At 47.7% G+C, this 24687-nt stretch carries 16 protein-coding genes; 6 read left to right on the forward strand and 10 right to left on the reverse strand.

The genetic code is table 11. From position 1 onward, the window contains the following. Window positions 1-44 precede the first annotated feature (44 nt). Window positions 45-1712 carry a GH3 auxin-responsive promoter family protein gene (locus SPB21_RS16220; protein ID WP_499867154.1) on the forward strand — a complete coding sequence of 556 codons (1668 nt, stop codon included), beginning with the start codon at window positions 45-47 and terminating at the stop codon, window positions 1710-1712. A gap of 32 nt (window positions 1713-1744) precedes the next feature. Here SPB21_RS16220 and SPB21_RS16225 read toward each other — a convergent pair whose 3' ends face one another. The 7 genes from SPB21_RS16225 to SPB21_RS16255 form a co-directional block, all read right to left on the reverse strand. Next, a complete protein-coding gene (locus tag SPB21_RS16225; protein ID WP_499867155.1) occupies window positions 1745-3520 on the reverse strand; it encodes a ShlB/FhaC/HecB family hemolysin secretion/activation protein in 1776 nt (591 codons plus the stop codon). Between the two features lie 197 nt (window positions 3521-3717). Beyond that, on the reverse strand, window positions 3718-5115 hold the full coding sequence (locus SPB21_RS16230; protein ID WP_499867156.1) for a sensor histidine kinase: 1398 nt from the start codon (window positions 5113-5115) through the stop codon (window positions 3718-3720). Further along, the gene (locus tag SPB21_RS16235; protein WP_499867157.1) at window positions 5112-7859 is read right to left on the reverse strand and encodes a CHASE2 domain-containing protein; all 2748 of its coding nucleotides are present in this window, start codon (window positions 7857-7859) and stop codon (window positions 5112-5114) included. The genes SPB21_RS16230 and SPB21_RS16235 overlap by 4 nt, the downstream gene beginning before the upstream one ends. Before the next feature lie 209 nt (window positions 7860-8068). Further along, window positions 8069-8965, reverse strand: coding sequence for a DUF928 domain-containing protein (locus tag SPB21_RS16240; RefSeq protein ID WP_250565885.1), 897 nt, complete (start codon window positions 8963-8965; stop codon window positions 8069-8071). A gap of 305 nt (window positions 8966-9270) precedes the next feature. After that, the gene (locus SPB21_RS16245; protein WP_163700962.1) at window positions 9271-9456 is read right to left on the reverse strand and encodes a hypothetical protein; all 186 of its coding nucleotides are present in this window, start codon (window positions 9454-9456) and stop codon (window positions 9271-9273) included. Beyond that, a complete protein-coding gene (locus SPB21_RS16250) occupies window positions 9431-12007 on the reverse strand; it encodes a CHAT domain-containing protein (protein ID WP_499867158.1) in 2577 nt (858 codons plus the stop codon). Before SPB21_RS16250 ends, SPB21_RS16245 begins: the two co-directional genes overlap by 26 nt. An 87-nt stretch (window positions 12008-12094) precedes the next feature. Next, window positions 12095-14767: a two-partner secretion domain-containing protein gene (locus SPB21_RS16255; protein WP_499867159.1), complete on the reverse strand. Its 2673-nt coding sequence runs from the start codon at window positions 14765-14767 to the stop codon at window positions 12095-12097. Window positions 14768-14946: 179 nt separating this feature from the next. Here SPB21_RS16255 and SPB21_RS16260 point away from each other — a divergent pair, with 179 nt between their 5' ends. The 3 genes from SPB21_RS16260 to SPB21_RS16270 are packed head-to-tail and all read left to right on the forward strand — an operon-like array spanning window position 14947 to window position 17953. After that, complete coding sequence (locus SPB21_RS16260) at window positions 14947-15708, forward strand: ABC transporter ATP-binding protein (protein WP_499867160.1); 762 nt, start codon at window positions 14947-14949, stop codon at window positions 15706-15708. A 28-nt stretch (window positions 15709-15736) separates the two neighbouring features. Then, window positions 15737-16540: an ABC transporter permease subunit gene (locus SPB21_RS16265; RefSeq protein WP_163667301.1), complete on the forward strand. Its 804-nt coding sequence runs from the start codon at window positions 15737-15739 to the stop codon at window positions 16538-16540. 57 nt (window positions 16541-16597) lie between these two features. Then, on the forward strand, window positions 16598-17953 hold the full coding sequence (locus SPB21_RS16270; protein ID WP_499867161.1) for a cytosine deaminase: 1356 nt from the start codon (window positions 16598-16600) through the stop codon (window positions 17951-17953). 39 nt (window positions 17954-17992) lie between these two features. Here the strand turns inward: SPB21_RS16270 and SPB21_RS16275 are convergent, their stop codons facing one another. Continuing rightward, complete coding sequence (locus SPB21_RS16275) at window positions 17993-18679, reverse strand: HEAT repeat domain-containing protein (RefSeq protein ID WP_490794618.1); 687 nt, start codon at window positions 18677-18679, stop codon at window positions 17993-17995. A 568-nt stretch (window positions 18680-19247) separates the two neighbouring features. On the opposite strand from SPB21_RS16275, the gene SPB21_RS16280 reads away from it, so the two are divergent. Together SPB21_RS16280 and SPB21_RS16285 are read left to right on the forward strand one after the other, a co-directional pair. Continuing rightward, window positions 19248-19634 (forward strand): Nif11-like leader peptide family natural product precursor, encoded by a 387-nt coding sequence (locus SPB21_RS16280; RefSeq protein ID WP_163667291.1) that lies wholly within the window; start codon window positions 19248-19250, stop codon window positions 19632-19634. Between the two features lie 435 nt (window positions 19635-20069). Continuing rightward, on the forward strand, window positions 20070-22631 hold the full coding sequence (locus tag SPB21_RS16285; RefSeq protein WP_499867163.1) for a DUF3536 domain-containing protein: 2562 nt from the start codon (window positions 20070-20072) through the stop codon (window positions 22629-22631). A 60-nt stretch (window positions 22632-22691) separates the two neighbouring features. On the opposite strand, the gene SPB21_RS16290 is transcribed toward SPB21_RS16285, so the two are convergent. Both SPB21_RS16290 and SPB21_RS16295 read right to left on the reverse strand, forming a co-directional pair. Continuing rightward, window positions 22692-23300: a peptidoglycan-binding domain-containing protein gene (locus SPB21_RS16290; RefSeq protein ID WP_499061726.1), complete on the reverse strand. Its 609-nt coding sequence runs from the start codon at window positions 23298-23300 to the stop codon at window positions 22692-22694. Between the two features lie 171 nt (window positions 23301-23471). Next, window positions 23472-24329, reverse strand: a complete 858-nt coding sequence (locus tag SPB21_RS16295) for a peptidoglycan-binding domain-containing protein (protein ID WP_163667282.1) — start codon at window positions 24327-24329, stop codon at window positions 23472-23474. Window positions 24330-24687 lie beyond the last annotated feature (358 nt).

The raw sequence follows: 24687 nt of genomic DNA on the forward strand, positions 1-24687 counted from the left end.
CGCAGACAAGACGGATTGTGAAGTTGCCCATGCCCCATGCCCCCATGCATTTATCCTTAACTGTGTTTGCGATGGCCGCCCAGTGGCAGCAACGAGCCTTTACCCGTCAGCTGCCCCAGGCCCAAGCCATCCAAGCCCGCTTTCTACAAAAATTACTGAAAGAACAGCAAGACACGGTCCTGGGAAAAGCATTAAAACTAGACCGCATCAGTAACCTTGAGGAATTTCGTCAGCGGGTGCCCTGTTGGCGCTATGACGGATATTCCCCTTATTTTGAACGGGCGGCAGCCGGCGAAACTAACGTGGTGTCGCCGTTTCCGGTGCAGGACTTTAACATGAGCAGCGGCTCCACCGGCAGCCGCAAGCTCATCCCCATCACTAAACGAGTCCAGCAAACTCGCTCCTATGCCAATCAGGTTGCCATGGGTTATGCCTTTGAGCAAGCTCGAGCCCAGGGTAGAGGTTTAGGGCAGCTATTGCTAACCACATTGATTACGCCCTTAGGGCAAACTGAGGGCGGCATTACCTATGGCCACGTCAGCGGCAATCAGATAAGAAGCACCCATCCTTGGGTCTTCAAACAGCTATTTCCCCAGCCCTACGATGCCATGCGGGTGAGCGACACAGCTGCCCGTAACTATGTCTGTCTGCTATTTGGACTCCGTCAGGAAAACCTCACGTCCATAGCTGCCAACTTTCCGCTCATTATGCTGCAGTTTTGCAGCTACTTAGAACGTTTTGGGCCAGCCTTGATCGATGATATTGGCCGCGGTGATATTTCCCAAGACATTCTTCTAGAGGCTGAACTGCGTCAGACTCTACAAAAACACCTATCGCCTCAGCCGCAACGGGCCAAACAGCTACAAACCTTACTCAAGCAACATGGGTGTTTATTACCCCGCTATGTCTGGCCAAATTTATCTTTTTTGGTCACCGCCCGTGGCGGCCCCTCAGATTTTTACTTCGAGCGTTTTGACAAATATTTTGGCAAAACACCGATTTTTGGGGGCACCTATGCCGCATCAGAAGCCACATTTGGTAGCTACTGTCGACTTGATGCAGATGGGGCTATTTTAGCTATCAAAACAAACTTCTTTGAATTTGTTCCTCCCGATCAATGGGAAAAGAGCAATCCCCAAACGTTACTGCCTCACCAGCTAGAAGTGGGTGAATATTATCGCGTGCTCGTCACCAACTACTCAGGTTTTTGTCGTTATGACATTGGCGATGTCCTACAGGTGGTGGATATATACCAAGGTGTGCCAGTAATCGTCTTTCGTTATCGCCAGGGGGGAGTCCTCTCAGCGATTTCAGAAAAAACCACTGAATATCATGTTACCCAGGCAATGGCAGCTTTGCAGGGCAATCTCCCCATCGAAGATTTTTGCGTCACTCTCTCAAAATCTCTCATTGATCCCTATTACGTTCTCAATATGGAATTGGCAGAAGCGACAAAACTCGCTGAGCCACAACAGTTTTTGCGGACATTTGACCGCCATATGCAACGGGCCAATGAGTCTTATGCATTGAAGCGTAAGAAGAATGATATTACCTCCCCTCAGCTCAATCTTTTAGCCGCCGGTAGCTTTAAACAACTACGACAGCAGCGTTTAAAGTCAGGGGTTTCTGATGATGCCCAGGTAAAACTATCGCACATTAGTAGCGATCGCACATTGCTGGATGGCATAACAATCATTCAGCAGATTCGTTAACCCAGAGGCCCTACCTTAGATTGGGAGCAACCTCAAAACGGCGTATATTGCACTGAGAAATAAATCCCACTGTCCTGCAGGCCTTCATCGTCCGTATCCAAATCAACTAAGGGAATGCCCCAGTCTATGCGGGCTGACACGTTGTTGCTCTGTTGCCAGAGTAGGCCAAAACCAATACCTGCTAGCGTATCGGGTCCCGGTGAACTCCCGTCATCATTCCAAACGGTGCCCACATCGACAAAGGGTGTCACTTGCAACAAGCCATCCAGCTCTGGCACCCTGGCGATGGGCCAGCGCAGCTCTGCCGTTAACAGCGCCCCGTTATCCCGTCGCAAAGCATCTTGCCGATAGCCCCGTACGCTTTGAGCACCGCCTAAACTGAACTCTTCCTGGGAGAGCAAATCGTCAGTGGTAACCTGAATGTCACCCCGTAGAAAAAAGAGCTGATCTGGTTTGCCCAACAGTTTCACCCATTGTCCCTGGCCTCGCCAGGAAAAGAAACGGCTGTCAGGTGCATCAGTATTGATGTTGGCACCGAGTAAATCAACACCGACATTGAACTGCGATCGCAATGCCAGTACATGACGCTGACTCCGCTGGGTCCATTCTTGAAAAAACCGCACAGTGCTAATGCGAGTGCGGCCATTCTCATCGGCCCCCGGAGACAGGGGAAATGGCCCAATATCATCAAGGCCTAAACGGGTCTGGCTGGTCTGGTGGGAGAGTGTGAGGCCCAAAGCCGCCGACTGGGTGGGGGTTTCAATCAAAGGACGACGATAGCCCAACTCATAATAGGCACTGTCAGAGGAAATATCGAGCACTGAGAAGGCAGAATTGATCACCTGGCTATCGGCATACCCAGCGGCCAGTCGCACCGTATCATCATTGGGGCTAACCGGCAGAGTATAGCTAAAGTCCACACCATCACTGCCATCAGTGTGCTTATAGCCCAGAGTAATGCGATCGCCAATACCCAATAAGTTGCCTTCGTCTACACCGACACTTACCTGAGTCCCCCCAATATTGGGCGACCGGCTGTTGGCCAAGCCCGTATTCACCGCAAATGAATCAGCCTCAACAATATCGATAACCAGCAAACTAGTGCCCTGGCTCACACCTGCCTGCAAATCAGCAGAAACTGTCTCAATTAATGGATCTAGCTGTAACCGCTGCAAACCCGCTAAAAGGTTATCAACGTTAAGCGGTGGCTGGGCCACCAAACCCACACGGCTCCTCACATAGTCGGGCTGTAACCGCTGGGTGCCCCGAACAATAATTTCTTCTAACTCACCCTCAATCACTTGAACAATGACCGTATCATCGACCAGGGTTTGGGGTGGAATAAACGCCCCTGACGTTAAATATCCTGCCTCTAAATATCGATCAGTAATGGCCGAACGCAGTTGTAACAGTTCATTAAAACTAACCTGGCGACCACGGTACTGGTCCAGCAGATCCGCAAAATCGTCTGCATCAAAAATCGTACTGCCAACAACTTCAATATCTGCCACATAGAAAGCAGCATCACCCTCACCTAAATCATCCTGCGGCGATAATGTATCTCCACCAGGCGATAGCAACTCATCGGGCGAAGGTAACGAAGGTGGCAAGGGTTCATCTGGCAACGGTATGTCGGGGGGGATATCAGGAGGGAGCGGTATGTCGGGGGGGGTATCAGGAGGGAGCGGCGATACCTGGGCTATGAGAGCGCCTTCAGGCCTTTGGCCAATAGCCGAATACAAGAGTAAACAGCCACATTGCCCTAACCCCAACAATACTTTAGCTAAGAATTTGTCTCTCAATGCCATAATCCGATTGATATGCCATCCGGCAAAGTTAGAAACTATAAGCTGCCTCCGGGTGTCCCGTTGGTGGCATAATTTTCAACGTTTCAGCAGTATGAGCGTTTGATAACGGGGTCTAGAATAACAGAGAAGCGATGTCAACGAACCTATTCCAATGGCATCAATATCGCCTACCAACAACGTTAATCTGCTTTCATTAGCTAAATTATTCCAGATTGGAGCGGCAACATCAGGGTAAAACACGTTCCCTGTCCTAAAGTAGATGTCACATCAATAGAGCCACCGTGCTTATCAACTACAATCTGCCACACGATAGCTAAGCCCAAACCTGTCCCCCGACCAACCTCTTTGGTTGTAAATAAATGATCAAAAATGCGTAGTTTGATCGCTTCATCCATACCTGCGCCGTTATCTTCAATTTTTATCACAATATTATTACTATTTACTGCCAAGCCAGTGCTGACAGTTATCAGATTTACTCGGGATTGACCCATGTCACAACTGGATGATTGATTAACATCATCCAACGTATCAATGGCATTGGCTAACAGATTCATAAACACCTGATTGAGTTGCCCCGCAAAACACTCAATTTCCGGAATATTCTGGTAATGTCTCTTAACTTCGATTTCTGGCCTAGTTTCATTGGCCTTGAGGCGATGCCTCAGAATTAGCAATGTGCTATCAAGACCTTCATGGACATTAAACAATACCTTATGTTCTTTGTCTGCCCGTGAAAAAGTTCGAAGACTATCGCTAATATTATGAATACGCTCCATGCCAGTGAACCATGAAGACAAAATCTTTTCTAAGTCCTGGCGTAAAAAGTCCCATTCAATTGTTTCAATCTGCTCTTGAATGGCCTGCCCTGGCTCTGGGAATGTCTTTTGGTACGCTTCAACTAAAGCTAACAGATCTTGAATATACTCTTGGAGGGGCCCTAAATTACCTTGCAAAAAACTAATGGGGTTATTGAGCTCATGGGCTATACCTGCCACCAAATTCCCCAATGCCGACATTTTTTCGCTTTGGACTAGCTGTAACTGGGCCTGCTGCAATTTGTTTAGGGAATCTGACAATTCAGCCGTACGTTGCTCAACCCTATGTTCAAGTTCTTGAGCTAATTGTTGCAGCCGAGATTCTGCCACAGTTTTTTCAGTAATCTCCTGGGTTAACAATTTATTTTTTTCTTCTAACTCTTGAGCCAGAAATTTCAAATGCAAATGAAGTTTGACGCGAGCGATGACTTCTTTTTGCTGAAAAGGTTTAGTGATATAATCTACAGCCCCCATCTCTAACCCGCGCACTTTATAGTCAGAATTCGAGAGGGCGGTCATAAAAATAATGGGTATTGCTTTCGTTTTAGCGTTAGTCTTTAGCCGCTGACAGGTCTCAAAACCATCAATACCTGGCATCATCACATCCAGTAAAATGAGACTAGGCTGAGCATATTGAGCCTGTTCAATGGCAGATACTCCATCAGTAGCAACCAGCATCGTCCAATCATTACCTTTTAGCGCATCGGACAGCATTTTTAAGTTTGTGGGTTTATCGTCCACAAGCAAGATCCGCACTGGTTTATCACAGGAGACACTCATAAAAATCTTCTCGATGACACGTGAACTTGCAATAGTTGTTTGATTTCTGAAATTTGAAAATTTTCAGCCAACTTTTGTAGGGTGTTAATTAACTGTTGTGATTGAGCGTCTGTCACCACTAGGGTCTTTAGCTTTTGTTCAATATCTTGAACATTCCCCATCATCGCCCAGTCATAGAGCTCATCTAAAACAGCATCGGGAATTAAAACAGGTATATGGACACCTATGTCAGCAGGCTGACGTGTGTCAAGGGTAAGATTATTACAATCGCTCTCATCATATATCCACTGTAGGTTGAGTAGTGTTTTTAGTGTTTCTGTTAAAGCATCTAAATCAATGGGTTTGGGTAAGAAAACATTAGCTCCAGCAGCTAAACTTCGTTGGCGGTCAGCTTCAAAAACACTAGCGCTGATGACAATAGTAGGTATGGTATTGAGTTCTTGTGTCTGGCGTAACTGCTGAAGAAATTCAATGCCATCTAAATTTGGCATGATCAAGTCAGTGATAATCAGATCAGGGGGTTGCTGTTTGACAAACTCTAAGCCTGAGAGACCATTATCAACACTATGGGCTTGGAATCCCATGTAATCAAGAAAATCTAACAACAGGTTAGAGTCTTCTGCACTGTCATCAACCACTAAAATACTGGGGACTTTCCCTTTAACACCAACAATGGTGTGATTTAAAGCTATAGGGTTATTACCATCGCCATAGTCCAATACAGGAATTTCCAAGTCCATCCAAAATAGACTGCCTTCTCCTGGAGTACTACGCACCTGAAGTTGGCTACCCATTAAATTGACAATTTGTTGACTAATCGCCAACCCTAAACCTGTGCCTTCTGACTTACGCTGGCTATTATCAACCTGTTCAAAGGGTCTAAAAATCTGTTCCAATTGATCCGCAATGATGCCAATTCCCGTATCTTCAACCGATATGCGTAACCGACAACTGTGAGGTAGCTCTGGTGAATGACCAGAATGGAGATTATCCAATTGTTCTACTCTGAAAGTAACGCTGCCTTGATCGGTGAATTTGATCGCATTGCCCATCAAATTGATTAAGACTTGGCGAAATCGTTTTTCATCAATCCGCACGATCTGAGGCAGGGGGTAATCAAAGTCAACGTTAAAAGCCAGCTGCTTGGCACTGGCCCGAATTTGACACATCTCAGCCACACCAGATAAAAGTGGTTCTAGATACACATCTTTGGGAAACAGTTCAAGCTTACGTGCCTCAATTTTTGCAAGGTCCAAAATATCGTTAATCAAAGTAAGCAAATGATTGCCACATTGATGAATAACTGAAATTTTATTGTGTTCTTCGTTCGTTAACGTCCGTGAGTTTTGCAAAATTTGGGCATATCCCAAAATGCCATTAAGGGGAGTACGCAACTCATGGCTCATGTTGGCTAGAAACTCACTTTTTGCTTGATTAGCACTATCAGCAGCCTGTTTAGCTTGAGCCAGTTCTTGGGTGCGCTCCTTTACTCTTGTTTCCAGGGTGAGCGAATAATCCAAAAGCTGTTGGTTAGAAAATTCTAATTGTTGATTTGTGAGCTGTAACCGATGCTTTTTAAAGCGACTAGTCGTTGCGATCGCGCTACCCACCAAAGCAGCCATCGGTGATACCACAGGGGCTACCCATCCCAGCAGAAAGCTGACATAACTTCCCCCCAGCAACAACATAGTACCCATTGCCGTGACAATGCTTGGCATTAAAAACCAGCGCTGCTGACGATTTTCTTGATGATTATAGGTTTCCAAAAACCAGTTGCCCACGGTTCCAAATAAGGACCATAGGATAATCCAGGCCCATTGATACTCCCATGTCCATCCCTTCAATAAAGGTCGCTGTCCCAGGGCAATGTTTAATAGATAACTGGTAATGTTGGCATGGACAAGCACACCAGCCATACGCTGATCCGTAGGCATGAAGCTATTACTGTAGGGAGTACCAAAAAAGTCCTTAGTACTGGCTGCCACTGAACCGATATAGACAATGCGATCGCGCATCAAATTCTCAGGAATCTTACCAGCCAGCACATCCATAATTGAAATTTGCTGATATCGCTGACTGGGACCATGCCAACCCATCAAAATTTGATAGCCCCCGAGTTCACTATGGGTATAGCCTGCCGTCCGTCGCACCATTGGCAAAAAATCAGCCTGCCCTAACCGAAAGTGCTGGCGCTCAGCATTTATAGCTTCAAGAAAAATATTATCCTTTTCTAAATAATTAAGGGCGACTTGAGTACCCAACCCAGTTTTAATAACAGACGTTCGTTTATCTTCAGCAACGATTAAAATACGTCGAATTGTTTGATCCTTGTCTACCACAAAATCGGCAACAGCCACCTGGCCAGAGTCTGCCAAGATCGGTGGAGGGGCTACCTGCGTACCAAACACCTTTTCAACACCGATGAGTTGAGGCGTTGTCTTAAAAACATCCAATAATTGTTGGTGCCCTGGTTCTTCTGGTAAATCTCGATAAAGATCTAACCCAATCACTCGAGGCTGTTGAGCTCGAATATTGTTCAACACCTGGGCCAAGGCTTCATCAGTAATCGGCCAGTGCCCCAACGCCTGGATATCTGGCTCATCTATGGTGACCACCACTACCCGCTCGTCAGTAGGCCCTAACCAACGACGACGATAGAACTCATCGCGTATAGTCCATTCCAGCAAATTTAATAGACCAAACCCATTAGCAAACATCACAATAGCTGCCACGCTGGGTGCCACAAGCCAAATGGGCTTAGCTTGTTGAATAAATTGTCTCAGGGCAATTAAAAACACGTACTGATTAATCTATCTGTCAAAATTACACTCCATGCAGACGTTATGAAGTATTCAAGATTTGCTGTCTAAATCAGTCAATGATGATCGACACACACCCTTCACCAGCAAAGTTTAGACTTCATTTTTAACAGATAATATACGCTGCGGGTTAATTAAAGAAAAGAATGCTCTAACAGTACATCTAAACCAACCGATCCAAGGAATTCAGTCCAATTAGTAGCCGTATCAGCCTGGGTTTGAGAGTTGATTTGTAGTGCAGCCAGTTGCTCAGCAGCATCGTACCAAATACCAGCCTGGGCTAATGCCTTAGCTTTAGCTAAACCATCTTGCGTAGGACAATCTGCCTGAGCCAGCACCAAGGCCATATCAACTCGCTTAATCCAAGCTGTCACGTAGGGACTACCTGGATTAATATATTTGCCCGTTTGCAACGTTACATACCATTGATAATATTCACCAATGGATAATTCTGGAGCCCCCTCTGGCAGAGTAATTCTTAAAATGCCATCAGCCTCATTCAGAGGAACAACCTGACGATAAATGACGGATTGCGTCTCATCTTTAAGACTAAAAATTGCAGTATGAGCCTCAGTTTCAGGCAAATAAGCCATGATTGTAGGTCGCGCTGAAACAGTGAGGCCATAAAGACTTGATGGGGTTACCGCCAACATAGCAGTCCCATTGTTGTTATGGGCGAATTCATCTACTGTGCCACCATTTGGCAAGAATAGTAGTGCAATATCTTCAGCATCCCCTACTCTAGACGCGCCACTCGCAGCTTGGTCAGGGGCAGAGTTTTCTGGCGGTGGAATAAAACCAATGCGCGTCGCACCGCCATCTGCACTTGCAGGCGCTGAATTATCTTGAGGCGGAATAAACCGAATACGACTACCGCGGGAAGCTCCCCCATCAGCTTGAGGGGGGGCGGTGTTATCACTTGGAGGAATAAAGGTCACGGCTAAGCCAGGCGCTAGGGTGACTAGCCAGACACCTAGAACCGTCCCAGCAAATCTGACCAAACGTATCGAAACGCCACACTTCATAGTCATCAGCCTCACTCAACCCCCAGTAAGATTTCTGAAGTAATGATCCATAGGAACACAAGCTTGCAGATGCCCCTTATGAAAGCACCAAAAGCATGACTGACCTCTGGCACACCGCATCAAAATTGAAGGCTTAAGGTTCCTTTCAAAAAATATGCATTATATGCAAGCACCAAGACGTCAACTAGAGCTAGAGTAATTCTTTAATAAACAGATTTCTAATGGGAATTGTAACTATTTAGCAACAATATCGCTGTCATCCATGACAGGTCTTTGTCAATTTTAATAAAAAAGGAACCACTTACCCTTATTTATTTCAGCACCTTACGGCGCAAAGTAATAAAAAGATTATCAGAAAAACCTTTGCCATGGGCTTTCCCCGTAAATCCACGGAAAGACTGTTGTGAAAAAGCATGGGCAGTTTTTCCGTAAATCCACGGAAGTTTCTCGTCTTCTTTTAACAGACTCACCTCAGAGCCAATTACCAATGAGTACATAGGCTGACCAGAAAAAGGGATCAGCAAAGTCTTTTTTGTTTAAAAGGTTTAATTGTGCCTGGCGCAGGGCTTCTGCTTTAGTTAGTCCAGATTGTCCTAAATTTTTATACACATCGATCATCAGCTGCTTAGCCACTTCATCCTTAACAGACCAAAGTGTGGCCAACGTGGAACGGGCCCCCGAGCGCACCGCTAATCCAGCCAAACCTAGCAAGGCCCGATCATCCCCTGTAGCAGTTTCACAGGCACTCAAGGTTAACAACTCAATCGCCTGACTACGATCTGCTTCTCTACGTTCCAGGAGTTCTGACAGTTCATTGATATTGATCGCCCCATCCCAGGTCAGGAAAAAAGTTTGGCTAAAATCAGAGCTAAACTGACCATGACTTGCCAAGTGAAGAATATTGACTTGGCGAGCGGCCAAGCTTTCGCGTAAGGCTTGACGCGTAAACTGTTGATCTAATAGCTGAGATGACGGAAATAGCTTACTGATATTGGCCACCTCTTCTTTAACTGCAGGCAATGCAGCAAAACGGCCACGAGCTTGACTAATACCAGCAACAATCCCCCTAGCATCTTGGCTATCTAATGCATTAGCAGGTAGAAGCTTTAAACCAGGGGATAGGGCAACAGCATATTTTTCAATTAGGTACTGCTGTCCATCGTGGAGAGCGGCCATGGGCAAATTGCGTAGCAGACCGTCTAAAACAAATACCAGTGTTTGATCCGACTTGAGGATACCAGCGTCTTCTGCCGGACGGATCAACCAGCTATACAGGGTTTGAGCATAGCTTAACTGTTCCTGGAAATCGGTAGATGGATGCAAGCTCGCCAAAAATGAACGCAGTGTTACCTCAAGAGTCGTGTATTCAATCTTGGTTTCGTAAACTTGCAGCGGCTGCTCGAACTGAGAGTAAATGACCGCCAATCGATCATCCAGAATGATGGCATAAACAACTGTAGCGTTGGGATCAATTTGCTCCACGTTACTACTCTCGATGTCGATACAAGCTTCCCGGAAGAAATTATCTAATGCAGCTATCTGCAGGTTTTCTAAAACGAGTCGTGCTTTTTCTAAAGAGTCCTGACTACCTTCTATTAGGAGTTGGGAAACAAGATCTCGATAAACGGGCTCGACCTGCTCTCGATAAGAAAATTGAATATCTTGATTGATCGCTAGTAGATCTCCTCTTAAAAGCTGAAGGGCTTCCACAGCCTTGGTATAAGCTTCGATTGATGATTGTAATTCTCCCTGCTGCTCAAATAGCTTTCCCAGTTGCCAGGCTGACTGAGCAATGATGTCTACTGACTGAATTGATTCGGCTATAGCAAGGGATTTTTGGGTCAGATTAAGGGCATCGGTAGATTGTTGGTTCTGACGATAAAGCTGTCCCAACTGAAAGAGAGAATACGCTTCTGCACGCTGATCTTTGAGTGCGTTTGCGGCTTGAGCACCATTGGTCAATAGCTGATGTATTTGAGGTGCAGATAGGGGCTGAGCATCGCGGGGGAGGCGGGCCAGGTGGTGAGCCAGGTTCACCGTACTGTATATGGTTGTCCGGCTCAGGGGCAGGGTAACAAGCTGTGTTTGAATTTGCTCTGTGATTTTTGGAATCGCGATGGTGTCGTTAAGTTCAATATAGGTGGAGAGTTTATCTAAACGAGCCTGGAGCTGATCGAGGGGAGTGAGCGCCGCGTCCTCTGCAGCCTGGAAGTACTCTAGTGCCTTATGGGGTGACTCTATCCTGGCGACCAATTTACCAATACTTAAGAAAATAGAACTGAGTTCAGATTGAGATGCCTCTAAATCGCGGGCAATTTCAAGACTTTGGGCCAGAGCGTTATAACTCTGCTGGGGAGAACCGATCAGCTGTAACGCTTGCCCCAAACTGCGCAGAGCGGCAATTTTTAACTCACCATCAGGCATCGTATCCAACTGTTGCGTAATGGTTTGCAACTGTTGTTTGGCACGTCGGTAAAACCCTAACGTTTGTAATGCCTGGGCCTGATTAATGCGAGCCCCCAACACACCTGCTGTGTCACCGACTTGGAGATAGTACGTCTCCGCCTTTTGCCACAGCTCTAGAGCTGTTTTAGCCTGTCCACTATGGTTAAGGAGAAGGCTGGCTTGCGTATTCAGAGTTTGAGCCCAAAGAATGGGTTCTGCAAGGGAGGCGCTCTCTAGCAACGTGCGACTATTTTCAATTGCTTGATGGGCCTGGTCCCAGTTATTGAGCGCTTGATGGGCAGAGGCAATCCCATTCCAGCCCATGACTTGACGGGCTAGATCTCCCTGTTGAGCAGCCTGCTGGACTGCCATTTGCCATTGTGTAACAGCAGTGGCGAACTGTCCTGAGCGGTAGTAAGTGCGTCCGGCAGCCAGGGGGTCTGTCTCAGGGGAAATCTGCAACGCAGCGGGTACAACATCTTCGGTAACGGCTGGAACAGGTAAAGCAAGGGGCCCCAGGGCGATCGCAACTGCCCCCAAAAATCCCAATACCCCAATCCCAAACCAACGGAGTCCTTTAAAGTAGAAAGACAAACGCGCCATAGCCTGACTTTTGCCCTAATGCAACCAGAATTTTCCTAAAGCAACAATAGCGTTAAGCAGATAAAAGCATCCTTTTTCTCCCATAATTTAACGAGGCGATAATGAACAGGTAGCCCTGAAATTGGGTGGAACAGTGGCATTAGCTGTAACTAGCTCAACTTGACCCAACTCATTCTTGTACCAGACATTGGCCTCCGCTAATGTCGCATCAGTGGACACATCCGGTACCTCAACCTGCACGTCACCCTGGGTGGGGTTGAGAAAAGCAGTGAGGTCGCGGGTATCAGTCCAGGTGAGAGCTTGACTCATATTCTCAGTCGGAACCACAGGCACGCCCCCTCGCCCCGTGGCAACAAACCGATTACTCCCCCCCGTACATCCTTGAGCAACCTGGTTACTCGTATCAGCCAAGCTTGCAGGCAATTCTACCAAACCGGCATCTGGTTGGACATCAAAGTTACTAATGGCAACCGTACCACTAAGACCAAACTCAGAACTTGCGGTAATGTCGTTATTTGGGGTGAGTTGCCCACGGAACACTAACCCAAACAGCCCCTTGGTCGTAATATCAATGTTGCCACCACTTCCAAATACTGCATTGGCAACAATGTCACTGTTCTCTAAACCAACTATCACAGGAGCCGTTAGGGTAATGTTTCCCCCTGTTGCCATGCCCGTGGCACTGGTAATAATTTGACTATTCTGACGCAGCAAGATAACGTCAGTTGCCATGATGTTGAGATCCCCTTCATTACCTCCAGTTACCTTAGCCTGAAGGGTGCCATTGTTCAGAGAGAGTCTCTCAGTAGAAATCGTTAAGTTACCCGCAGCACCGCCATCAAGACTATTGACTGAGACACTACCCCCATCACGAACCGTAATCTGGTTACCGATGAGATTAACTGAACCCGCATCGGCACTGGTTCTCGAACCAGACATAATGCCGCTACCCAGGAAATCATTTGTCGATTGTCCTATGACCTCAATGTCATCGGCACGAATCGTTACGCTTCCTGCATTACCAGTTCCATCCGTAGACGCTGTAATTTGCCCACCGTTATACACAGTTAAGCGATTTGCTTCAATATCTAACGACCCACCATTGCCCGTCGAACCAGTCACTGCATTGGCCACTAAACCACTGACTGCCCCAGTAAAATCTATAATCGGATCAGCAACGTCTATTTCATCTGCTCGAATAGTAATATTGCCCCCATCCCCATCTCCAACTGTGTTGACAGCGACTTTACCCCCCTGCACAACACTTAATCGCGGCGTGGTGATACTCAAGTTGCCAGCATTACCAGTGGAGCCAGGTTCAGCCGTAGAAAATAGACCACTTGACAAAGGTCCCGCTACAGATGTGTTAAATCCAGTGATTTCCACGAAGTCTGTTGCCACCACGACTAACTCACCAGCATCACCACCTGCCCCTTGAAGCGGTCCTGTGCCTATCTGGGCTCCATCACGTAGGACTAAAGAGCCAACATTCAGTTTTAAATCACCCCCATTTCCAGCATCAGAGCCTACTCCAAACACATCATTAGTCAACCGTGAAATACCCTGAGCAATTAATTGATCAGCAGTAATTTCAATGTCTCCTCCTCGTCCAGTGCCAAACGTGCCTGAACTAAGAACAGTTGCAGCTTCATTTCCGTCAGGATTACCCAAAAGAAAAATCTCGTTTGCGTTGATGGTCATACCACCACTAACACCTGAAGCCTCAGTATCGGTGATGATCCAAGCGGCTTGACTCAGTAATAACTGGCTGACATCAAGTACCAAATGGTTACCTCGTCCCCCATCAAAAACATTCACGAAGATAGCACTGGTAATATCGCTGCTATTTGTACCCGTCACCTCTAACTGTTCAGACGCTCGAATGGTCACCGTTCCACCATCGATTGGTCCCAGATTAGAGGCTTCCAAAGTAGCATTACCAAGTAACCTCACATTACGCCCCTGAACTTGGAATCTACCACCGCCATCACCACTGACATCAGCATCGGTGCCTTGGTCGAGGGTAATATCCTGAAAAGAGGTTGCTTTGGTGTAGGCCAGCACAAAAGTATCTAAATCCAGACCAACTTGACTACCGGAGGCTACGCTACCTAGAGATAACATTCCTTCAGGGGCGTTCAAGAGACTTTCTGTAAACTGAAGATCTCCCCCTAAAAATCCTAGGGATTCTCCTGGATTAACCACTAGACTTCCTTGCTCCACAGTAATTGGCCTGGCAACAGTTCCAAACTGTAGGCCTACTGGCACACTCACTGACAACAAAGGAGCATCTCCAGGCTGACGGCTGCTAAAACTCAGACCACCATTGAATAAAACACTTTCTGCTGTACTGGCAAAAAATGAGCCTGGCAACAACAAATCGACATTAGCGCCAAAGGTAATGCCGTTGGGATTAATCAGAAAGAAATCTGGATTGTTACCACCAGTTAGCTGTAATCGTCCATCTATTAAAGAGAGATTTGTACCGGTTACGCGACTAATAACAACATCTACAGTGCTCTGAGTGCCATCTAACTGAAATAGAACATCAGCTGTATTCGGTGAAAATTCTTGAAAACTATGGAACAGTGTGGTCAGTTGCTGACTACCTCCAGTGACTATAAAAGAAGCATTGCCTGAAACGGTCGTACCCACCGTTCCATCGGAAACTACGTTTTGGCCATAGCTAGGGCTAACATATACCAAAAACCCGAGCATACCCAGCAAACCCACACGCCAGGCAAATAGTCCATTGCTCATATCTACAGGTCAGTACCCATATAGCAGCTTAATTCTAGGCCCATAATACCCGCTGTCTCAATGATTAATCAGGGGCTAGGGTTCAAGTTTGCACCCATTCCCTCTGTAGAGTAGCAAAAATAGCGATGCGATCGCACCAAAGCCGTTACCCTAGAATTCGACGATTCACGACAACCCCTATGCCGGCCTCCCTGCTCTCCCTTAAGGATATCGATAAAGTGTATCAAAACGGTACAGTCGCTTTGCAGGGGCTCAATCTAGATGTCAAACCGGGGGAATTCATTAGCCTGGTGGGGCCATCGGGCTGTGGAAAAAGCACCGTGCTGCGTTTAGTGGCCGGGTTGGGTGCCCCCACAGGCGGCATTATAGACTGGCAAGACCCTAGCCAGCAGCGGCATCTAGCCTTTGTATTTCAAGATCCCGCCCTCATGCCCTGGGCCAGCGTTGTGGACAATATTCATCTCCCTCTCAAGCTAAAGGGGCAGTCATTACGTTCTGTGCGGGCAAGCATTCAAGAAACCATCAACACCGTTGACCTCTCCGGCTGCGAACACAGATATCCTCGCCAGCTATCAGGGGGGATGAAAATGCGCGTATCCATTGCCCGAGCACTGGTCACTAAACCTCAAATACTGCTAATGGATGAACCCTTTGGTGCCCTGGATGAAATGACCCGTAGCCGTTTGAACAGTGACCTGCTGCATCTATGGGAAGCCAAACATTGGACCGTCTTATTTGTCACCCACAATATTTATGAAGCAGTCTATCTCTCCACACGGGTTATCGTTATGGCCGCTTGCCCTGGCCGAATTGTGGCAGATATTCCCATTGAAGCAGCCTATCCCAGAACAGATTCGTTTCGCACATCGTCACAGTTTAATCATTATTGTCGCGAGATTATGGCCGCTCTATCGCAAGAAGAAGGTGTGAGTGTAGGATAGCGTACATCAGAGAGGGAATCAAAAACAGGTGTTTAAGCAGAGAAAACCAGCAGCTGTGTGGAATTGGCTAGCTCCAGCATTGGTAGGCATTACAGCCGTCATTGGTTGGGATATTTTTGTCCGCGCCACCCATACTCCACCCTATCTCTTACCAGGACCAGGGCTAGTGATTAAAACTCTCATAGAAGAATGGGGAGATTTGTTCCCATCACTGTTGATCACAGTTCAAATCACCGTGATGGCTTTTTTAGCTGCTGTGATTTCAGGCTTGTTGATTTCTGTTTTATTTGCCCAAAGCAAGTGGGTGGAGCGCAGTTTTTTTCCCTATGCGGTGATCTTGCAGACAACGCCAATTGTTGCGATCGCACCCCTAATTATCATTTGGCTACAAAACAACACCTTTATGGCCCTGGTGGTATGCGCCTGGATTGTGGCCTTTTTTCCCATTGTGTCCAACACCACCCTGGGTCTCAACAGCGCTGACCACAACCTCCAGAATCTGTTTGAAATCTATGGAGCATCTCGCTGGCAAACCCTAATTCATCTGCGTTTACCCAGTGCTTTACCCTATTTTCTAGGGGGTTTGCGCATCAGCGGCGGTCTCGCCCTAATTGGGGCAGTCGTCGCTGAATTTGTGGCGGGCACTGGCGGTAGCCGTTCTGGCATTGCCTATCAAATCCTAATTTCTAGCTTTAACCTGCAAATTCCTCGCATGTTTGCCGCTCTGTTAATGACGACAGTGCTAGGGGTGGCTATTTTTGTTGGGTTAACGGTTCTGTCTGATCGCCTGCTCCGGCATTGGCATGAGAGCGCGGTTCGGCGCGAAAATTAACGTAAACGACATTAGCTACTGAAAATGGGGAATAGGGAGTGGGGAACGGAATACGGAATGATGCCTAAAACTGGATTTGTTGCTATTCCTGATGAAGACCATTATTGGTTAGCCAATGGTCGAATACCGGTTTGTTTTTTGGAGAATGATACGGACCTCAAGCCAATGCCATCTTTACAGGCAGTGCCGCATCAAGAAGACCTAGTGGCGGTGGATGTCGAGGTGCGGGGGGGAGCGATCGCAAGTATCAGGCCAACAGACACAACAGATTTATCCCCCCAACCGGCCATAGAACGACAAGTAGATCTACAACAAGGTTTAATTTGGCCTGGCTTTGTTGATATGCACACCCATTTGGACAAGGGGCATATCTGGCCACGCTGCCCTAACCCCAACGGCACATTTATGGGAGCCCTAGAAACTGTACGACAGGACCATGGCAACTGGCACCCTGACGAACTGTATCAGCGCATGGAATTTGGTTTGAAGTGCAGCTATGCCCACGGCACCCAGGCTATTCGCACCCATTTAGACAGCTTTGGCCCCCTGGGCAAAACCAATTTCACCGTATTTGACCAGCTGCGACGTCAGTGGAGCGATCGGCTCACCTTACAAGCTGTCTGCCTCGTATCCCTCGATTATTTCCTGACCCCCGACGGTGAGCCTTTAGCTCAGCTAGTGGCCAATTTTGGCGGCATCCTCGGCGGCGTAGCCTACATGAATAAAGACATCATCGCCCAATTAGACCAGGTCTTTACCCTGGCCCAACGCTATGGTCTAAATCTCGATTTCCATACAGATGAAAGCCTCGACCCAGAGGATATAACCCTGCGCTATGTGGCAGAAGCCGCATTACGCCATGACTTTCAAGGCTCAATTACCTGTGGTCACTGCTGTAGCCTATCGGTTCAGTCCCCTGAAGTCGTCGAAAAAACCCTCTCACTGGTCAAAGCTGCCAATATCGGCATTGTTAGCCTGCCCATGTGTAATCTGTATCTGCAAGATCGCCGGCCTGCTTACACGCCTCGCTACCGTGGGGTGACCATCCTGCATGAACTGCATCACTACGGCATACCCATAGCACTTGCTAGCGATAACTGCCGAGATCCGTTCTATGCCTATGGCGATCATGATGGGTTAGAGGTGTTTAAACAATCAGCTCGCATTGGTCACCTCGATCGTCCATTTACCCACTGGCCCAAAAGTCTAGCCAGTCGCCCTGCCCAACTCATGGGTCTAGCCAATATGGGAACGTTAGCCCCCGGCAATTGGGCCAGTCTAATTTGCTTTAAGGCCCGGACGTTGAATGAATTAGTAGCCAGGGCCCAGTGGGATCGAGTAGTACTCCACCAAGGGAAACAAATTGATACAACGTTACCCGACTACAGCGAGCTAGATACCTTGTTCACATGAGCATGACCAACGTGAGCATAACTAGGCTCAACGTCGAATCTAGATGCGGCCTTCCAAGCCCACAATACGTCCAGCTAGACGATCTAATGAAATTTCTGCTGCTTCAGCCACTTGCGGATGGCTATCCTTGGCCAAATATCGTAAGGCTGATGTCCCCTTCTCGCTAGGCATATTGCCTAAGGCTTCGGCTAATCGCTGGCGTACGAGCCAATCGTCGGATTGAGCAAACGCCAAAATTTCATCCAGGGCTTCCAGGTCACCGATTTCACCAAAGGCAGCAATGGCCGCTTGCTGCAAAATCACCTCTGGACTGTGGAGAGCCTGAATCAGAGCATCATGGGCACGGGGATCTTTGAGATTGCCCAAGGATACCGCTGCACTAAAACGCACCAGCCAATCGGTGTCTTCATAGAACGAATGAATCAGGGGTTCAAATGCGCGGGGATCTTCCAAATAGCCCAAGGCACCTGCGGCATCTGCACGGATTCCATAGTCTGGATCCGTCTCTAAGATTTTGACTAAAAGGGGAAAACTTTCGTCAGTCTGCTTCACACCCAACGCAAAAATTGCCATTGAGCGAACCTGCTGATTATCATCATCCAGAACCAACTTAATCAGCTCTAATGCATCCGGCCCCGGTACGTCTCGCAAAGCTGCCAGCGATAGCTTTTTATCTTTGAGATCGCCAGTTTTAAGTTTCTCAGCAAGAACGACGAGATCGAGCATGACATCGTTAGTAGGGTCTTATACGAAATTAATTATAGATAGGATTTTAAGTGTGTGGAACCATTAATGCTAGGCACTGGGTTTGATCCCATCACATTTTATAGGGCTGCGGTGAGCCCAATGCACACCTACATATCCTAAAAAAATATTAGGGTGAAGCAGCGAGTTCACTGTTTAAGGTTAAGGGGAATTTGATTAGAAAAGTGCGGAATTCCGAACAGGGTCTCTGAAGAAACCAATACAGAGAAATCACAACCAGCGTTTTATACCCACGTTGGCCATTGGCTTTCTGACAGCACCTGTAATATTAGTTAAAGGACTCTGCACCATGGCTTATTTGGCTCACAACAAACGTAACAAACGTCGTAACCGCCATCGCTTTGCTCCTGCGCCCAATGGCAAGCCCAGACGTACACGTTCTGGCGGTGCTCGGTAAAATTTCTGTTTTTGTTAACATTAGCTGCGGGGCAGAGTTGTTATAGCTAGTGATGTGAATAGACCTTTTGGAGTATTAACTCGTGGGGGACTTTTCACTAGATCAATTGAACAACCTACCCTAATGCTAACCATGACTACCCATAATGTTCTGCAGTTTATGCAGAAAACCGCTGGCAATACCGCACTCCAGAAGCAGCTTGAGCAATTGCTTGGCTGCGGGGACGGCGACATTAGTTCCAGCGTCAACCTTGATCCCGAAGAATCGTTAGCCCTTAGCCAGCGGGCTCCTAAAGTGATTGAATTAGCCGCATCCATGGGCTACCAGTTTTCTAACGATGAGCTACTGTCAGTTATTGATGCATTTAGACAGCATCAAAATGGCACCCTGTCTGATGAAGATTTTGCCAATTTTCTAGGGATCAGATCAGGAGAAAGTGTACGCCCAGCCGTGCAGAATAACGTGAAGCGTCTTGCCAACTATCTATCTAAAACTTACTTGGGTGTACATCTGTCTTAACGATGCATCCCATCAGCACTGTCCAAATCGCCTGGGTTTTCAAAAGCAACGGTTGAAAGCTCAGGTTTCTTTATTGGTTTAAATAAGGAATGGAACCGTCATGTAGCCTCAATAATGCCTAAACAATTCTCACTCTCATGAAAAAAGTGTTATGTCGTCACAACAAAATGAACAACAGAAAAAATTAGGCATAGAGAATATTTTTTTACGTAACACTGCCTTGAGAAACGTAACGACGCTGGATCAGAAATCCTACCTTCGTTAAAGTGTCATTGGACTATACATGGTCCTGATATCGTAGCAGGCGATTACTCTAGCTAGTGTATGTAGGCTGAGTTTTCAAGGCTAATCACTCTGGATATGGTGAATCCCAGGGAAAGTCTATCGCCAGTCTCTTTTTAGAAGATTTTTGTCTATAGTGCAGTGTCACATAACATGGTTAATTCCCATTCTGTGACGACATCATTCTCTGATAATCAAGGGTTGATGCCGTCGTCTGAGGTACTTTCATCTGAGGTGCCCTCGTCTGAAGTATATGTATGTGTTCATGGGCACTTTTATCAGCCGCCTCGAGAGAATCCCTCACTAGAAGTAGTTGAGCGACAGTCAGGTGCAGCCCCTTTCCATGATTGGAATGAACGGATTTTGCGTGAGTCCTATCGCCCTAACGCATTTGCCCGCATCCTGGATCACCAGGGCCAGATACTGCAAATTATCAACAACTATGAGTTTATTAGTTTTAATATTGGCCCTACGCTGATGAGCTGGCTAGCTCGCCACGATATTGAAACATACCGACAAATTTTGGCTGCTGATAAACGCAGTTGCGATCGCAATAACGGCCACGGTAATGCCATTGCCCAAGTCTATAACCACATCATTCTGCCCCTGGCCAACGAGCGTGACAAGCTCACCCAGGTGCGATGGGGCATTGCAGATTTTCGTAAGCGATTTAATCGTGATCCCGAAGGCATGTGGCTGGCGGAGACAGCGATTGACCAAGATACACTGCGGGTCTTAATCCAAGAGGGCATTAAGTTCACCATTGTGGCTCCGTCCCAGGTACAGCGTTGTCGTCAGATGGCAACTGGGGATCAGGCCGCCGGAGAATGGCATCAGGTGGGTGGCGGCCAGATTGATCCCACCCGTCCCTATCGCTGTTTTGTGCCAGGTTTACCGGCAGGGCAAAACTACATTGATATTTTTGTCTACGACGGGCCGATTTCTGGGGACATGGGCTTTAGTGATATTTTGCAATCGTCCCAGTCCTTTGCTGACCGCATCGGCCAGGCTATCCGTGGCGAGCGCAAAGGGGCTCAGTTAATTTCCGTCGCCACCGATGGAGAAACCTTTGGTCACCACCGTGGTGGGGCAGAACGTGCCTTAGCCTATGCTCTGCAACATGAGTTTATGGATCGGGGTTGGAATGTCATTAGCTATGCCCGGTATCTCAGCCTATTTCCCCCCACCTGGGAGTTGGAACTGAAACCGGTCACGGCTTGGAGCTGTGCCCACGGTGTAGAGCGCTGGCAAAGTGACTGCGGCTGCGGTGGCGGTGGTGAGTGGCACCAACAATGGCGTGCCCCATTGCGTCAGGCCTTAGATTGGCTGAGGGATGAGCTGATCGAGATTTACGAAATTACTGGGGAAGATCTGTTTAAGGATGCTTGGGCGGCACGGGATAGCTATATCAATATTATTTGCGATCGCACCCCCCTCACCATCGAACAATTTTTCGCCAAACATCAGCACCATGAGCTGACACAGGTTGAACGCACAGATGCTTTGTCTCTCTTAGAGATGCAGCGCCATGCCATGCTGATGTATACCAGCTGTGGTTGGTTCTTTGAAGAAATTTCCCGTCCAGAAGGCACCCAGGTGCTCCGTTACGCAGCCCGTGCCATTGAACTAGCGGAAGAAATCTGCGGTGAGTCGCTAGAAGAAGACTTTATTGCCAAGCTAGCCCTGGCCCCCAGCAATATCCCCCTATTTAGGGATGGCGCTGGGGTTTATCGAGCCCAGGTACGCCCTGCCCGCATCAGTGTCGAGCAGGTGGTGGCCCACTACGCAATGTCCTCCTTGTTTCACACCTATCACCGCGAACAGCGTCTGTACTGCCATACGCTAACGCACCAGGACTATCAAAAACAGACCATGGGAGCCCTCACCCTAGCCCTGGGTCAGGTGACCATTGTGTCAGAAATCACCCAGGCAAAGGGCTGTTATACCTTTGCCGTATGTCATCTAGGGGGCCAAGAATTCCTGTGTGGCATTCGCCCCTTCAAAAATCGAATTGCCTATGCCCGGGCTAAAGAAGCCGTACTCAGAATTTTTGCCCAGGGCAGCATTGTCCAGACAATTGATGCCATCCAGACTCAGTTTGGAGAGTACACCTTTAACTTACAACAGCTGTTTAGTGAAGAACGACAGCACATTATGCAGCTGCTGAGCCAAAATACCTTGGATCAGCTTAACCAGCTGTATACCCAAATTTATCGGGAAAACTATGGCGTGCTCATGGCTTTTCATCGAGAAAGCATGGATGTTCCCCGAGAACTACAGGTAGCTGCCGAAATCACCCTTAGCCACCGTGTTATCGACGTTTTACGACGTTTAGAACAAGACCTTAGTGATATTGACGAACACATTTTAGCCATCAGCACAGGCTATCTAGGGGAGCTAGAGGGTATCGCTATTGAAGCCAATCATTTGCGATGTCACCTCACCCTACCCCAAGCAACACCGATTTTAGAGGGCTTAATCTTACAAGCTCTACGTCAAACATTGCAGATTGAAACTGATGCGACGCATCAAGCCTGTACCCTCGCCGTCAATCCAATTGCTATTCAAGGCATTAAACGATTAATTGTCTTGGGAACTAACTTGGGACTCAATCTCAATTTAGAGCGATCCCAGGAGGTGTATTACAACTACGTACAACAATGCCCGTCCATACCCAGCCTAGGACAGGCACTGGGCATCGTAGAATCAGCGTAGAATCAAGCCCGGAGGGAGCTTACCCAGCCTTTATCGCAGCCTTTATCGCTGATAAAGGCTTTATCGCTGATAAAGCACGCGAGCTTCAAATCCTAATCGGCGAGCTTCCCGCACTCGGGCAACCGCATCAGCATGACTGCCATAACGCCCAATGTTAATAAACTCACCCTGACGTACATAGTCTATGGTGGCATTGCCAAAGGATTGTTGAACTTGTCCTAACTTTCTACGTGACTCGATAACGGCAGCCACATAGGGCGTATCATCTCCCTGCTCATTGCCGCCATTGCGACCATCTTCTACGACCACATCAACTGTATTGGGGTTGAGCCCCAGGATATCGAGGGTTTGTGGGCCAGCCACACCGGTCACCGGCAAATCGTACAGCTGCTGAAACTCTGCCACAGCAGCCTGGGTCATGGGGCCATAGGCACCATCGACCGGACCTGTTTCAATCCCGTTACGATTCAAAGCTTGTTGCAATGCAGCGACGGCCTCGCCCGAATCACCCGGCCCAAGGGAAGGTGTCGTCACGGACCGAGGCACCCCACTAGGACTAGGCAGTGGCGGTGGTCCTGGTGGGGGTGGTAAGCGCTGCTGAGCATTACCAGACGACCCTAGAAGTAGAAAAATACTGCTAACGACGACAGCTGTCAGTAACTTAGGCATCACAATAATCCCTGACTATAATGCGACAGATGCTAACTCAGCGTACAAACAGCTGCTCAGCCATATACGCTCATGCCAGCTCAGTGGATATCAGTCCCGCTCAGCTGGATGGCGTATATATTAGCGGATGATCACCGAAATTGTACTGATTAGCGTGGCAATCACTCCCATTTAATCCCGCAGCACCCGTGCGTCATAACCAAGGTCACTGGCGAAATCAGCCCAAGTACCAGCATCGGACTGGTCGAAAAAGCGTCCAATGCTGATATATTCGCCTAGATTATTCCGCTCCACCGTGGCATTGGGAAAATCTTCTTGAACCTTACTTAGCTGAGATGGACCGGCAATAATCGCGGCAACATAACGTCCCCGAGGAGACCGACTACTGTCAGCATCACGAATAGAGCTGTCCCCAGTAGTACCGGCGCTAAATCCCATATCGATCAAGGTGGTTCGATCGGCAATGCCATCAACCGGTAGATCTGCTGTTCGCTCGTAGGTTCTGATCGCTTGCTCAGTCTGAGCGCCATAAACACCATCTGCCTCCAGATTGAAGCCAAAGGTTCTGAGTACTCGCTGTAGAATTCGCACATCGTCTCGACTGGAAGCAGGCGTAATGCGATCAGAACTAATTGCCCCGTGCACAGGATGGGATAGGCCGACAGGTAAACGCGACAGGTCAACCCCGAGCAAATCTAAGGTTTCCGCATCAGCAATGCCGGTCACATCGAGACGGCGAATACGTTGGAACTGTCGTACTGCTTGGGTAGTGGCTGGACCATATACGCCATTGATGGCAACAGGAAACAACCCGATACTGTCTAGCTGTCGCTGTAGCTCTAGCACAGCAGGGCCCCGATCGCCTTCCCGAAGACGGAGCCGACTTTGGGCAATTAAAACAGACCCATCAAATCGGGTTGGAATCTGCGCCATAGCAGGCACACAGCTTAACAACCAGACACCCACAAGCAGCTTGACACTGAGGCGAGCAGTATGACGAATGGTGGGCAAAAAAACCGAAACGCTCATGGCTTGTTGTCCTAATGTCATCATTTCTAACAAATACAACATCCGGCTAAGTGAAATTACGCCCAGATTTTCTCCGATATGCGCGATATGTCTATTAAATCACCTGCCTAAGGAATATAAGCCTTCGTCAATATCAGCACGCATAATTACGTAAAAATATCAGCTATTTAAAGCTGGTATGGGGGCAACTTTGCCTTGGCGTGATCCTTGGACACCCACCTATGGTTTCAGGTGTTTTGTCCTAAGATTAGAACCAATCGATAAACGAATACTGGGAAAGCAATCGGTTTTAGCTACAATAAGCGGAAACAAAGCGTGAAAATTTGTAACACATTCCGGATTGAGCTATTTTAATTGG

The sequence above is a fragment of the Leptothoe sp. ISB3NOV94-8A genome (assembly GCF_043421595.1).
In the GTDB taxonomy this organism is placed as follows: Bacteria; Cyanobacteriota; Cyanobacteriia; order Phormidesmidales; family Phormidesmidaceae; genus Leptothoe; species Leptothoe turfae.

Bases quoted from the DNA above. Each gene is read 5' to 3' on its own strand.
- SPB21_RS16220 (WP_499867154.1), top strand. From the start codon at position 45: ATGCATTTATCCTTAACTGTGTTTGCGATGGCCGCCCAGTGGCAGCAA.
- SPB21_RS16225 (WP_499867155.1), bottom strand. From the start codon at position 3,520: ATGGCATTGAGAGACAAATTCTTAGCTAAAGTATTGTTGGGGTTAGGG.
- SPB21_RS16230 (WP_499867156.1), bottom strand. From the start codon at position 5,115: ATGAGTGTCTCCTGTGATAAACCAGTGCGGATCTTGCTTGTGGACGAT.
- SPB21_RS16240 (WP_250565885.1), bottom strand. From the start codon at position 8,965: ATGACTATGAAGTGTGGCGTTTCGATACGTTTGGTCAGATTTGCTGGG.
- SPB21_RS16245 (WP_163700962.1), bottom strand. From the start codon at position 9,456: ATGTACTCATTGGTAATTGGCTCTGAGGTGAGTCTGTTAAAAGAAGAC.
- SPB21_RS16250 (WP_499867158.1), bottom strand. From the start codon at position 12,007: ATGGCGCGTTTGTCTTTCTACTTTAAAGGACTCCGTTGGTTTGGGATT.
- SPB21_RS16255 (WP_499867159.1), bottom strand. From the start codon at position 14,767: ATGAGCAATGGACTATTTGCCTGGCGTGTGGGTTTGCTGGGTATGCTC.
- SPB21_RS16260 (WP_499867160.1), top strand. From the start codon at position 14,947: ATGCCGGCCTCCCTGCTCTCCCTTAAGGATATCGATAAAGTGTATCAA.
- SPB21_RS16270 (WP_499867161.1), top strand. From the start codon at position 16,598: ATGATGCCTAAAACTGGATTTGTTGCTATTCCTGATGAAGACCATTAT.
- SPB21_RS16275 (WP_490794618.1), bottom strand. From the start codon at position 18,679: ATGCTCGATCTCGTCGTTCTTGCTGAGAAACTTAAAACTGGCGATCTC.
- SPB21_RS16280 (WP_163667291.1), top strand. From the start codon at position 19,248: ATGACTACCCATAATGTTCTGCAGTTTATGCAGAAAACCGCTGGCAAT.
- SPB21_RS16285 (WP_499867163.1), top strand. From the start codon at position 20,070: ATGGTTAATTCCCATTCTGTGACGACATCATTCTCTGATAATCAAGGG.
- SPB21_RS16290 (WP_499061726.1), bottom strand. From the start codon at position 23,300: ATGCCTAAGTTACTGACAGCTGTCGTCGTTAGCAGTATTTTTCTACTT.
- SPB21_RS16295 (WP_163667282.1), bottom strand. From the start codon at position 24,329: ATGAGCGTTTCGGTTTTTTTGCCCACCATTCGTCATACTGCTCGCCTC.